Origin of the sequence: Paenarthrobacter sp. NPDC090520, from assembly GCF_044769205.1 — a bacterium.
Lineage (GTDB): Bacteria > Actinomycetota > Actinomycetes > Actinomycetales > Micrococcaceae > Arthrobacter.
Genome location: NZ_JBIVXM010000011.1, coordinates 34,353 through 47,366 on the forward strand (window position 1 = coordinate 34,353; position 13,014 = coordinate 47,366).

Annotated in this window: 8 protein-coding genes and 1 other RNA gene; 1 reads left to right on the forward strand and 8 read right to left on the reverse strand. The window is 65.9% G+C overall.

The window, feature by feature from the left end:
• Positions 1 to 79: 79 nt before the first annotated feature.
• The gene (locus tag ACIQTZ_RS14485) at positions 80 to 2,575 is read right to left on the reverse strand and encodes a beta-glucosidase (RefSeq protein WP_402981834.1); all 2,496 of its coding nucleotides are present in this window, start codon (positions 2,573 to 2,575) and stop codon (positions 80 to 82) included.
• Positions 2,576 to 2,677: 102 nt separating this feature from the next.
• Here ACIQTZ_RS14485 and ACIQTZ_RS14490 point away from each other — a divergent pair, with 102 nt between their 5' ends.
• A complete protein-coding gene (locus ACIQTZ_RS14490; protein WP_402981836.1) occupies positions 2,678 to 3,271 on the forward strand; it encodes a TetR/AcrR family transcriptional regulator in 594 nt (197 codons plus the stop codon).
• Positions 3,272 to 3,497: 226 nt separating this feature from the next.
• On the opposite strand, the gene ACIQTZ_RS14495 is transcribed toward ACIQTZ_RS14490, so the two are convergent.
• The 7 genes from ACIQTZ_RS14495 to ACIQTZ_RS14525 all read right to left on the reverse strand — a co-directional run bounded on the left by ACIQTZ_RS14495 (position 3,498) and on the right by ACIQTZ_RS14525 (position 12,989).
• A complete protein-coding gene (locus tag ACIQTZ_RS14495) occupies positions 3,498 to 4,844 on the reverse strand; it encodes an aspartate kinase (RefSeq protein ID WP_397323637.1) in 1,347 nt (448 codons plus the stop codon).
• A 1,283-nt stretch (positions 4,845 to 6,127) separates the two neighbouring features.
• Positions 6,128 to 6,727, reverse strand: a complete 600-nt coding sequence (gene recR / locus ACIQTZ_RS14500) for a recombination mediator RecR (RefSeq protein WP_387434538.1) — start codon at positions 6,725 to 6,727, stop codon at positions 6,128 to 6,130.
• Positions 6,728 to 6,769: 42 nt separating this feature from the next.
• Positions 6,770 to 10,477: a DNA polymerase III subunit gamma and tau gene (locus tag ACIQTZ_RS14505; protein ID WP_402981838.1), complete on the reverse strand. Its 3,708-nt coding sequence runs from the start codon at positions 10,475 to 10,477 to the stop codon at positions 6,770 to 6,772.
• A gap of 33 nt (positions 10,478 to 10,510) precedes the next feature.
• Positions 10,511 to 10,607, reverse strand: an RNA gene (ffs, locus tag ACIQTZ_RS14510) — signal recognition particle sRNA small type.
• 94 nt (positions 10,608 to 10,701) lie between these two features.
• Entirely contained in the window at positions 10,702 to 11,499 is a 798-nt protein-coding gene (locus tag ACIQTZ_RS14515; protein ID WP_402981840.1) for a hypothetical protein, read from the reverse strand.
• Positions 11,496 to 12,212: an ABC transporter ATP-binding protein gene (locus tag ACIQTZ_RS14520; RefSeq protein ID WP_400336237.1), complete on the reverse strand. Its 717-nt coding sequence runs from the start codon at positions 12,210 to 12,212 to the stop codon at positions 11,496 to 11,498. The genes ACIQTZ_RS14515 and ACIQTZ_RS14520 overlap by 4 nt, the downstream gene beginning before the upstream one ends.
• Before the next feature lie 21 nt (positions 12,213 to 12,233).
• Positions 12,234 to 12,989, reverse strand: a complete 756-nt coding sequence (locus ACIQTZ_RS14525) for a hypothetical protein (RefSeq protein WP_402981842.1) — start codon at positions 12,987 to 12,989, stop codon at positions 12,234 to 12,236.
• Between the last annotated feature and the right edge of the window lie 25 nt (positions 12,990 to 13,014).

Sequence of the window (13,014 nt, forward strand, 5' to 3'; positions counted from 1 at the left end):
ATACCATACCGTAAAGAAGCTACATGTGGGGAAAACCACGGTAATGAAGGTCCCCAAAGTGGCAGCGGTCACGGCGGATTCAGCGCAGTTCGATCTCCAATTCCTGGAAGTCGTCAGCCGAGTGGCGACCCACCAGCAGGGTGAACGTGCCCGGCTCAAACTGCCAGCCGCCGTCGTAATGGGCGAAAGCCTTGGCTGGAATCCTCACCTCGACGCTGTCCGTGCCGGCCGGGGCCAGATGCGTCCCTGCGTATCCTGCCAGCCAGCGGACTGGGCGTTCCACCGAGGATTCGGGCCGGGAAAGGTACACCTGGACCACCTCGCGGCCGGTGCGGGTGCCTGTGTTCTTCACCGGGACGTGCACCACCACATCCTTGCCGGCGGGGACGCACTGCGGAGCGTGGGCCTTGCCGAGTTCGATCGTGGTGTAGCCCAGGCCGAAACCGAACGGCAACGCAGGAGCGGCGCCACCCTCTGCCTGCTGCTTGAGCCAGGCGCGGTAGCCCACGTGGATGCCCTCGGAGTAGACCACTTTTCCGTCCACAGGGGTGGTGTTGAGGACGGGCACGTCTTCCAGTGCGGCGGGCCAGGTGGTAGGGAGGCGGCCGCCGGGCTCCTCGTTGCCCAGCAGGATGTCCGCGATGGCGTGGCCGAACTCCTGGCCGCCGAACCAGCCCAGGAGCACGGCGCTCACATCGTCCAGCCACGGCATGAGGACCGGTGAACCCGAGTTCACCACCACCACAGTGCGTGGATTGGCGGCGGCAACGGCTGCCACGAGCTCATTCTGGTGTCCGGGGAGGTCAAGGTTCTTCCGGTCGAAGCCCTCGGATTCGATGGCTGCGTTGGTGCCCACCACCACCACGGCCACGTCCGCAGCCTTGGCGGAAGCAACTGCGGCATCAATCTCGGCCTGCGGGTCCTCCACCACGGTTTCCTCACCCAGGAGGATGGCCGTGAACGGGATGACCTGCTGCTTCGGCAACTGGTACTCGGCCTCGATCCGGACCACCTCGCCGGCAGCTGCCTGGATGGCGTGGACCGTCTTGGGCGGATCGAACAGGGCGGCGCCGAGGACATCGGTATCGTCCTCAAGCTCGCTGTTGAACACTTCCTCGCCGTTCACGGCAAAGCTGATCTGGCCCACCGTCCCGATTCCCAAGTGGTGGATACCCGAGCTCTCCGCAGTCCAGTCGGTCTCCATGCGGATGGTTGCGGCACCTTCGGGGATGCCGATGCCGAACCAAATGAGGTGCGTAGCCAGCCGGTCCTCGCCCGAAATCACCGCGCCGTTCGCGTCCAAGAAGGTGACCCGAATACCCGGAACGTTGGAAACCGGATTGTGGATGGCCGTGCGGGGGAACGCCTGGAGGCCCTCGGCAACCTTGGCGCCACGCGCGTAGGTGACCTTGACGCCGTCGGGCAGTCCTTTCCTGAGCCCTTCCAAAGGCGAGACAGTGTGCTTCGGCATGACCGTGGCGCTGCCGCCACCCTGGGTGCGGGCCTCATCGGCGTTGTGGCCAATGACGGCCACACTCGTGAGCTGCGTGGCGTCCAGGGGGAGGGTGCCCTGGTTGCGGACCAGTACAGCGCCGCGCGTTGCTACTTCACGTGCGACGGCGGCACCGTTCAGTTCGGCTGGCGGCGTGGTGACAGCGGGCGTGAAGCCTTCGAGGGAGCCCACGCGTGCCGCCAGGCGCAGGATGCGGGTGACCTTCTCCAGGATGGCTTCGCGGCTGACCTTTCCCGCGTTGATGGCGGCCAGGAGCTTGGGGCCCCAGTGGCCTACGGGGCCGGGCATTTCCAGGTCCTGGTGGGCGTTCGCGGCCTCAACCGAGCGGACGCCGGTCCAGTCGGAAACAACGACGCCGTCGAATCCCCATTCTCTGGAGAGCGGGGTCTCGAGGAGCTTGTGCTCGCTGGCGGTGGTTCCGTTGATGGAGTTGTAGGAGCTCATCACCAGCCACGAACGGGCCTCGGTGATGGCGTCCTCGAAGGCCGCGAGGTACAGCTCGCGAAGGGGACGCTCGTCCACCACGGAGTCGGCCGTGAAGCGGTCCGTTTCGGCCTCGTTGGCGATGTAGTGCTTGGGTGTGGCGCCTACACCCATGGACTGCACGCCTTCCACATATCCTGCGGCGATGGTGGCCGTAAGCCGGGGGTCCTCGCTCATGCATTCAAAGTGGCGTCCGCCCAGTGGGGAGCGGTGCAGGTTGATGGTGGGGCCCAGAACGGCGTGCACACCCTTGCGGCGGGCTTCCTGGCCCAGGACCTGGCCGTAGCGGTGGGCTGTTTCGACGCTCCACGTGGCGGACAGCGCCGAGGATGAGGGCAGGGAAATGGAGTCGTGACGCTCATCGAAGTCCTCGCCTCGGACACCCGCGGGGCCATCGGACATCACGATGCGGCTCAGGCCAATCTCCGGGATGGCGTGGGTGGACCACACATCGGCTCCGGTCAGCAACTGCACCTGCTGTTCAAGGGACAGGCTCTGCGCCAATTCGCGGATGCGCGCCTCGGCATCGGGTGAACCGGCGGTCGGGGTGGTCACCGCGGGGGAGAGGGCGGGGTTCATGACGTGACTCCTTTGTGCTTCGTGGACCTCTGCTTTCACTGTATCCGTAAAAACCGAGTCTGACTAGATTTTTATGAGGGGACGGTGAAATACACTGAACCAATGTCAACTTCGAAGGCGCGCGGCCAGTATGCAAAAGGTGCGGAGCGCCGGGAACAGATCATCCAGACTGCCACCGATGTTTTTGCCACCGAGGGGTTCGAAGGGACCGCGCTCAAACGCGTCGCAGAGTTGGTCGGAGTCCGGGAAGCCACGCTGTTCCACTACTTCAAGGGCAAGCAGGAGTTGCTTACTGCTGTCCTGGCCGAGAGGGACCGCCGCTCCGTTGCCGTGAGCGGAGAGTCCGAGGTGGGTGTCCGTCTCATGGCGCCCATCGCTGAACGGAACCGTCGCGAACCCGGATTGACTACGCTCTACGCCGTCGCTTCCGCCACCGCCAACGATCCCGGGCATGACTCCCACGGCTACTTCAAGGAGCGCTACCAGAACGTGGTTCGCGAGGTCAGCGAGGACATTGCCCGACGCCAGCGGGACGGCGAGGTCAGGGTGGACGTGGATTCCCTGACGCTTGCCCGGCTGGTCATCGCCGCCTTCGACGGGCTGCAGCTCCAGTGGCTCTACGACAAGGACGTGGACATGGCGGAGGGGCTCCGAAAGCTGGTAGACGTGCTGCTGGCCCCTGACGGGTCCGCCTAGCACTCCCCCGGCCGTGCCGCCACCACCGACTTTGAACGGGGACAAACCAGGAGAGGCCTGAAAACGCGGCGTGTCCAGCGGGGCCGGTCCCAAAGTGGGTCGTGGCGGTACGCCCCTGGGTGGCAATCCTGCTACAAAACGCCGAAGGACCGGAGCGCGTGCTCCGGTCCTTCGAGCGCACGACGGCGGCAGTCGCCGTCGTGCGTTTGCGTTGCTTTCGCTGGGGTCAGCGGCCGGTGCCGCCGTAGACGGTAGCTTCCGCTTCGCCGTCGAGCTCAAAGGCGTTGTGGATGGCGATGACAGCTGCGTCCAGCTTGTCGGCGCTGGTGACCACGGAGATGCGGATTTCCGAGGTGGAGATCATGTCGATGTTGATCCCGGCGTCGGAGAGGGCCTTGAAGAAGGTGGCCGAAACGCCCGGGTGCGAACGCATGCCGGCGCCGATCAGGGAGAGCTTGCCAACGTTCTCGTTGTACTCGATGCTTTCGAAGCCGATCTGGCCTTCGGCGGCGCGCAGTGCGGTCAGGGCGTCGGCGCCTTCGACGATCGGCAGGGTGAACGAAATGTCCGTGCGGCCCGTGCCGTGGGTGGATACGTTCTGGACGATCATGTCGATGTTCGAGTGGGCATCGGCAATGACCTGGAAGATCGCTGCGGCCTTGCCGGGGATGTCCGGAACGCCGACTACGGTGACCTTGGCTTCGGACCGGTCGTGCGCAACGCCGGAGATGATTGGCTGCTCCAAGGCAACTCCCTCTTGAATGTTGAACTTTTCGTCGGCGCCCGGGATGACCCAGGTGCCTTCGTGGTGGCTGAATGAAGAACGGACGTGCAGCGGCACACCGAAGCGGCGTGCGTATTCGACGCAGCGCAGGTGCAGGATCTTGGCACCGGAAGCGGCAAGTTCAAGCATTTCCTCGCTGGAGATGCGGTCGATCTTCTGTGCCGAGGACACAACGCGGGGATCAGCGGTGTAAATGCCGTCAACGTCCGTATAGATCTCGCACACATCAGCCTCGAGGGCAGCTGCCAAAGCGACGGCAGTGGTGTCCGAACCGCCGCGGCCCAGGGTGGTGATCTCATTGGTGCTGCGGCTCATGCCCTGGAAGCCGGCCACGATCGCAATGTGGCCCTTGTCCAAGGCGGTGCGGATGCGGTGCGGGTCCACGTCGATGATCCGGGCCTTGCCGTGGATACCGTCGGTGATCATGCCGGCCTGCGAGCCCGTGAAGGACTGGGCAGAGGCACCGAACTTATTAATGGCCATGGCAAGCAGTGCCATGGAAATGCGCTCACCGGCAGACAACAGCATGTCCATTTCGCGGGCGGGCGCGGAATCAGTGACCTGCGCTGCGAGGTCCAGGAGTTCATCGGTGGTGTCGCCCATGGCGGAAACAACAACCACAACCTCGTTGCCGGCTTTCTGTGCGTCCACGACGCGCTGGGCCACACGCTTGATGCCATCAGCGTCGGCGACCGAGGAACCGCCGAACTTCTGAACGATCAGCTGCTTGGTAATGGCAGCCCCGTCAGGGAGCTCTTCGATTTTCACTTCGGTAGTGGGCATAGTCATGCGCGCACCCTCACTGCATCAATAGGGTTCGAACGCGGCACGCACCAATTTGCGCACGCCCGCGTAGCTTATTTGGAAAGTTTATCGCCGCGGACTGTCCGCATAGGAATTGTGACCAAATGGCGGTTAAGCTGGGCGTTTCGGCAAGGCAACACCCGGCGTACCATCCACTTTATGACGCTAGCGAGCACCCGTGCGCAAGGTTCCTGAGGAGCCGGTGGCCCGCCCCGGGCAGGACTCCACGCAGGGCAGCGATTCCGATTATGAACTGATCGGTGGCAGCGGCGTGATCGACGACCGTTTCCCGCACCGTGAAGACGTGGTCGATGACGAGCCGAGCCCTCCCAGGCCCGGTCCCATGGCCGTGATGCTTGACGCGGCCTGGACTGCGTGGGGTGAAGCGCGGGCATCATTCGGGTCGGCGTGGTTCTGGCTGGCCTGCGGACTCGGAATCCTGGCCTCCTGGGGCCTCGCGGCGGGCCTCATCGCTTTCGGGGAGTCCAATGCCTGGTTTTCGACGCCGGTTGCCGCAGCCGTGTACCTGGTCATGGGCGCATGGCTGGCCATTGCCGCAGCTGTCCTGGGCGCGGTGTGGGGCTTTCGACGCGCAGCGTCGCGCTTCCTCATCGCACTCATGGTGGGACTCCTGCGCGGTGCTGCGTTCGCCGTGCCGGCCGGGATCGTCCTTGCCCTGGTGGGCGCCAGCAGCGGTGGGCCGATCGCGATGGCGGGTGCCGCCGTCGTGGTCGCCGCCGTGGAAGTGGCGCTGTTCGGGCTCATGGGTTCGGGCCTCAGGGCATGCTTTGCCGGGGTGGCTCCCGGGGCCATTTTGCTGGGATTGCTGCTGGTGTTCTTTGGCGCCGGCAACTTTGTGCTCACCGTCCTGCTGCTCCCGTCCACCATGTCAGTAGAGCAGGCTTCGGTTCCGGTGAACGTGGAACGCGACGATGCCGGCCGGATCACTGCCTACGAGTGCGTGGGACAGTTGCACTCGGTGGAGGTTGCGCACACGGACCGGGTGGCGTGGATCGCCGCCAGCAACCCGGCCATGGTTTTCGGAAGCATGGCGGCCGGATCAATGACGCAAGACAACGAACTCGCCTGGGTACTGTCTGGTCTGCAGTGGGCAGCCGACGGCCCCCAGCGCGACGTGCCGTGCCTCGGCGGCGAATCCAGCGACGGGCTGCCGCCCACCCTGCCCGTTGCCCTCACGGGACTGGCGCTCCAAAGCGCGGTGGCTGCGTCAGTGTATGCGTCCGCCGTCATCGGGGGGTTAGAGCTGTCTATGCCAAAGCGTTGCGGCGACCCTCGAACGCGCGGCCGAGTGTTACCTCATCGGCGTACTCAAGGTCTCCGCCCACGGGCAGGCCCGACGCAAGTCGGGTCACGGCGATCCCGATCGTCTTCAACATGCGGGCCAAGTACGTTGCCGTGGCCTCGCCTTCAAGGTTGGGGTCCGTGGCAATGATGATCTCCTGGATGGCGCCATCATTAAGGCGGGTCAGGAGCTCGCGGATCCTCAGCTGTTCAGGGCCCACGCCCGCGATCGGATTAATCGCGCCGCCCAGCACGTGGTACCGGCCGCGGAAGGTGCGGGTACGCTCGACGGCCAGGACATCCTTGGACTCTTCCACCACGCAGATCACCGAGGGATCCCGGCGCGGATCGCGGCAGATGTTGCACGTCTCCTGCTCGGTCACGTTGAAGCAGACCGAGCAGAACTTCACCCGCTCCTTGACCGTGGTGATGGCAGCCACCAGCCGCTTCATGTCCTCGGGGTCTGCCTCAAGGATGTGGAACGCCAGGCGCTGCGCCGATTTGGGGCCCACGCCGGGAAGCCGGCCGAGCTCGTCAATCAGCTCTTGAACTGCACCTTCGTACACAATTTCCTCGTTCGTTTAGTTGCTTGCGGGCTGAGTGCACCGTCAGCGCTGGTGGAGGGGCGAGCCGTCCAAGGCCCGTTCCTCGATCAGCTTTCCGCCCAGAATACGCTCCACGGCGGCCCGCCCAAACACCCGCGATTCCTCGATGGTTTCGTCTTCGGGGCTGGGGATGTCCTCAGCCGTGGGTTCTTGCTGGACCTGCGTGCGGGCGGGCGCCTGGACACGACCCATCTGGGCTTCCGGGCTGTTGGTCAGCCGCTGATACAGGCTCTGCTTGACCGGCCTTCCCGACGGCGCACCCTCCTCGAGCGTCGCGACGGAGCCTCGCGCTTCCTGGGGCACAGCTGACGCTGCTGTTGAGGGCCATGCGGCGGGGGCTGGGGCTTGTGCGCCCGCAGTTCCGGGCCAGTCCGACGCCGGTGCGACGTCCCATCCCGACGGTCCGGTCTGTTCGCCACTGGTTGGGCGGCCGTACTCCGCGGTGTCCGGGACCTGCGCCGCTGCCGGTTCGTAGTCCGGGACGCTGGCCGGTGCTGCTTCCTCGGCCGGCTGGGTGGACTTGGCGCCGACGTTGGATTCCGTGCCGACCACCCACGTGCCCGGGGCGTGCTCGACGGCCCGGGACCACGGGTCCTGGGAGGTGTCCGGTGGGGTGGTGGTGCTGTTGGGGCCTGTGGCTTTGCTGGTATCAGCGCCGCCGTGGTTGGTGGTTCCGGCGTCAGGGGTGCTTGGCCGGTTTGGCGCCGGGGCAGGGTTTGCCTGACCAGAGTGTGACTGACCGGTGTGTGACTGACCGGCGTTTGCCTGGCGGGTGTTGGTTGCTGCGGACTGGTTCGTCGTGGCGGAGCCGTAGCGCGGGGACGGCTCCCAATCCATCGGCGGTTCCTCGTCCAGGGGCGGGGCATCCTCATCCAGAGGGGGACCCCAATCGTCGTCGGGGTAGGAGTAATCGCCCGCCGACTCCGGGATGGAGGGCTGTGCCGTGGGCGCCTGTGTGGTTTCGTGCGAACCGGGGGTGTTCGGCCCGCCGGAGGAGGCTGGTGCGGCCTCCTCCGCGGCGTTACCCGTGTGGGCTGTGCCATGGTCGCTTGAGGGTGGGCCACTGACGCTTGAGGGTGGGCCACTGACGCTTGAGGGTTGGGTGCTGCTTGCCGGAGTGGCGGTGGTGCGCGTGTCCGGAGCAGCCTGGCGGCCGGCATCGGCAAAGCCGATGTGGCCGGGCGCGGCGGGGCTGGGGTTGGCGGAGCTGGGGTTAGCAGGGCTGGGGTTGGCGGGGCTGGGGTTGGCAGGGCTGGGCACGGCGGGGCTGGGCTCGGCAGTGGCGGCGGGGCCGGGGTTGGTCGTGCCGGTGTGGTTCGGCTCTGCAGCGGGGTAGGGGTTGGGCGCGTGGATGCCGCCCGGCGCAGGCGGGTTGCTGCCGCCGCGTGCGGGAGGCTTGCTGCCAGTTGGGGTGCCTGCGCCTGCGGGCGCCAGACCCCAGGCCGTATCTACGGCCGAGACGGCGCTGGGCGTCGACGGTGCAGTGGGAGGCGTCGGCGCAGGTGCTTGTGCCGGCGCAGACGCCGGCCCCGGAGCAGGCGGAGCCGGCGTTTCCCGGCTAGTAGGCGCTTTTGGGTTTGGCTCAGAGCTCGCTGAGCTGTTGCCGCCAGCGACTGCCACGATCTGGCAGTCGATGCCGATGGTTTTATGGATTGCCTGTCGAAGGTTCTCCGAATGGTCGGCACGGCCGAAGGCTCCCGCGAGGCCGCCTGTGGTGAAGGCGAGCGTCAGGACCTGGCCGTCGAACTGGGCAACCTGGGCATTGGGTTCCACGAGGGCCCACGTGCTGCGCTTGATCTTGGTCAAGGTTTGCAGGACTTCAGGCCACGCACGACGAAGAGCCTCGACGTCCCCGGCACCGGTGGGTGCGTTCGACGGAGCAGGGTTGGACGGGGGCGTGGTGGACGGGGCCGTGTTGGATGGCACGGGGTTCGACGGGGCAGGGTTCGACGGTGCCGTGTTGGACGGGGCCGTGTTAGCAGGCGCGAGGCTCGACGGCTCAGGGTTGGACCGCTCAGGGCTGCGGGTGGGCGCGTTTGCGGGTGGCCGTGTTTGTGCCGTTGGTGGGGTGGCGGTGCGGGACTGATCAGCTGGTGGCGTTGGGCCTGCACCGGGGGCGTTGCTGCCCTGGGGGTACCCGCCCTGCACGGCCGCACCTGCGGTTTCCTGCGTGGGGCGCGCCGTAGAAGCCGTCCGGTCTTCCACGGGCCAGTCATTGGTGGATACCCGGGGTGCGGTGAGCGGGGAACGGGATTCTGCGGAGGCCGGCTGTGCCGGGGCCGACGGCGCTGCGGATTGCTGTGCCGGTGCCGGCTGCTCCGCCGGGGCCGATGGGGCTTGAGCGGACGGACCCGGCTGCTGTGCAGCCTGGGCCTGAGAAGCCTGCGCCTGGGAAGCGGGGCGCGCTGACGGCGCGGGCGCTGCCTGCTGCGGTTCAGGTGCCGCTGGCAGGACGCCGGACCCAGCGTTACTTGCCGACGCGGCGGAAGCAGCCCCAACCGAGGGCGCCGTGGCGGCGGGAGCGGGAGTCCCGGCGTCGCCCGCGTAGTTAAGGCGACGTTCCACGCGGTCGATGCGCGCGGCAATTCCCCGCTCCGTCTGCTCGGAACTGGGCAACAGGATGCGGGCGCAGAGCAGTTCCAGGTGCAAGCGCGGGGAGGTGGCGCCGGTCATCTCGGTGAGGGCGGTGTTGGTGACGTCCGCGGCCCGGGAGAGCTCGGCAGCGCCCAGGTTGGTTGCCTGGTTGCGCATGCGGGCAATCTGGTCCTCGGGCATGCCACGGAGGATTGCCTGGGCGCTCTCCGGCATGGCCTGGACGATGATGAGGTCGCGGAACCGCTCCAGCAGGTCCTCGACGAAGCGCCGGGGATCATGGCCGGTTTGGATCACGCGGTCCACGGCGCGGAACACTGTTGCCGCGTCTGCGGCGGCGACGGCATCAACGACGTCGTCCAGCAGCGAAGCGTGGGTGTAACCGAGGAGGGCCACCGCGAGTTCGTAGTCAAGGCCGTTGGGTCCGGCGCCGGCCATGAGCTGGTCCAGGACGGACAACGAGTCACGGACGGAACCGCCGCCGGCCCGGATCACGAGCGACAGGACACCCGGGGCCACCGGGACGTTCTCCTGGTGGCACAACAGTTCCAGGTACTTCATGAGCGGCTCGGGCGGCACCAAACGGAACGGGTAGTGGTGCGTCCGGGAGCGGATGGTCCCGATGACCTTGTCAGGTTCCGTAGTGGCGAAGATGAACTTGATGTGTTCCGGCGGCTCTTCGACGATCTTGAGCAAAGCGTTGAACCCGGCGGACGTGACCATGTGGGCCTCGTCGATGATGAAGATCTTGTAGCGGTCGCGGACCGGGGCGAACGTAGCGCGCTCGCGGAGATCCCGGGCGTCGTCCACGCCACCGTGGCTGGCGGCGTCGATCTCGATTACGTCCAGGGAACCCGACCCACCGCGGGCCAGCTCAACGCAGCTGGGGCATGTGCCGCAGGGGGTATCGGTGGGACCCTCGGCGCAGTTCAGGCAACGGGCGAGGATGCGCGCGGAGGTGGTCTTGCCGCAGCCGCGGGGACCGGAGAAGAGGTAGGCGTGGTTGACGCGGTTCTTGCGCAGCGCCGTCATCAACGGTTCCGTGACGTGTTCCTGCCCGATAACGTCCGCGAACGAGTCCGGGCGGTAGCGTCGGTACAGGGCAGTTGTAACAGTCACAGGGGAAACCTACCTATAGGGACTGACATTTAAATAAGAGACCCCTCATGCACCCGCCAGAGCCCATCTACCCTTGCTACCTTCCGGTCCTGGGGGAGTTCAACAGGATGACGCCACATGAGGGGCCGTCGACAAGCTTACCCGAACTTACTTCGGGGTTCGAATCGGCTGGTGAGGGGTGTGGAAAACGCCCGACGGCGGGTGGCGGCGTGCCGCTGAACCGGCTAGTTCCGGACGTCCCGGGCCACGAACTTCCAGCCGGCCAGCAGAAGCAAACCGGCCGTCCAGGCAGCAGTTGCAGTGGCCGCCACGGGAAGCCCGAGGGCAGCGTTCGGGAACGAACCGGTGACCAAACCGGCGTCGAACAATTGGACTCCGGCGATGGTTGGCAGGTACGCAAGGACGGGCCCCAGAAGAAGCAGCATCAGCGAGAGCTGGGACAGGACGATCAGCAGGAACAGGGGGATCAAGCCCTGCCTCAGCAGGATGCCCAGCGAGAAGCCGATCAACGCCGACGCATCCCAGAACGCGATGGCGCCCAGCCAGCGGAAAACCAACTGTGCCGGAAAGCCGCCGTCCAACACGGACAATTCACCGATGGCCGCCTGCGACAACAAGCTCAACAAGGGGATGGTCACCAAACCGAGTGCGGTGGTGAACAGCATCAAAGCCGCACACTTGGCTCTGTACAGGCGCCAACGCTGGGGGACTGCCACCATGCTGGAACGCAACTGCCCTGAGACGAACTCGCTGCTCGCTGAAATGACTCCGATGACGATGATCCCGATGAGGCCAAGCGCCACCCAGTCGAAGCCGACGGTCGCCGGGCTTGCGCCAGGTGCCAGATCCGGATCGTGGCGCCGGAGCCCTTCCGCCACCGGCCCCGCTTGTGACCACCCTATGAGGACGACGACGGCAAAAGTCACTAGGGCGCTGATCCACACCGTCCGCAGCGTGATGAGTTTCGTCAGTTCCGAGACCAGGAGCCGGGGACGGCTCCTGGCGATGGCGGGCGCACTCACGATGCACGTCCCAGCGCTGGGTTGCCGGTCAGCCCGAAGTACGCCGACTCAAGGTCCGGGTAGCCCGCAACCAGGTCTGGAACACTGCCCGAACGCACAATACGGCCCTGGGAGATGACGACTACGTGATCTGCCATGTGCTCCACCTCGTTGATGAGGTGGCTCGAGAGCAGGACGGTCTTGCCCGCCTCGGCGAGGCTGCGCAGGAGCATGCGGATCCAGCGGATGCCGTCAGGATCCAGACCGTTGGTTGGCTCGTCGAGGACCACGATCCGGGGATCGCCCAGAAGCGCCGCTGCGATTCCAAGCCGCTGGCCCATCCCCAGGGAGTACTTGCCAACGCGTTTCCCGGCCGCGTCCTTAAGGCCTACCAATTCAAGGACCTCAGGGATGCGTGAGGTGGGGATGCCGTTGGACTGGGCCATCCAGGTGAGATGGGCGCGTGCGGTGCGGCCCTTGTGCGCGCCGGAGCCATCGAACTGTGCACCGATGGTCCACAGGGGCGAGGCGAAGTCCCGGTAGGGCTTTCCCTCGATCAGCGCCGATCCGCTGTCTTCGCGGTCCAGCCCCAGGAGCAGCCGGAACGTGGTGGACTTTCCCGCGCCGTTGGGTCCAAGGAAGGCCGTCACCTTTCCCGGCTCGGCGGTCAGCGTGACATCTTCTATGCCGGCCGATTTCCCGTATCGCTTGCACAGGTTCTTGATTTCAATCACTGGATTCTTCTCCCTTGGTTCTCAACTTCGGACCGGTTGGCGGATGAACAGCACCACGGCACCACCCATTGCGGCCGCCACCCAGGCAAGCAGGACCAGCCCACCTCCCACCGGCCCCAGGGCATCAACGGGCACTGGAGGCTGTTGGTAGAGTTGCGCGCCGGCTTGGTCCGGAAGAAACTTCGCTGCGGGTGTGATGGGAAGCAGATACGTGGACACGATCAGGGCCAAAGCCAGGACCGCGCTCATCGCTGCCAGGCCGCTGCGGAGGATGACGGACAGGGCATAAGTGAAGAGGGCAATGAGGATCCAGTAGAGGACCACACCCAGGAGTACGTCGGGCGCTATCCGGGCATCCTCGGTGGAACAGTCCACGGCAACGCACCGGACCGCCGTTGACCCCACCACGCTGGGGATTGCCGTCAGCACTACGCCACCGGAAACAACCAAGGCCTTGGAAGCGAAAACCGCGGAGCGTTGCGGAACGGCAATGAGGGTGCTGCGGAGCGAACCGGAGTCCAGCTCCTGGTGCACTGTCCACGCGCCCAACAGAATGACGCCTATCTGGCCGAAATGAAGGATTGTGAGGAATGCGCTCCCCGCGTCCAATCCACCGGTCTCTTCGGGTTTTCCCGCCGCCAGTGCCGAGGCCACCAACGCGGTGGTGATCCATGAAAAGCCGATACTCAGCAGGACGGTTCCAGCTGCCGTGTAAAGGAACAACGGCAGCGTCAGGAGTTTGGTGCTTTCCGCCCTGACAGCGCGCGCAAGCGTCACGGTCCACTTTTGGTCACGGACTGGC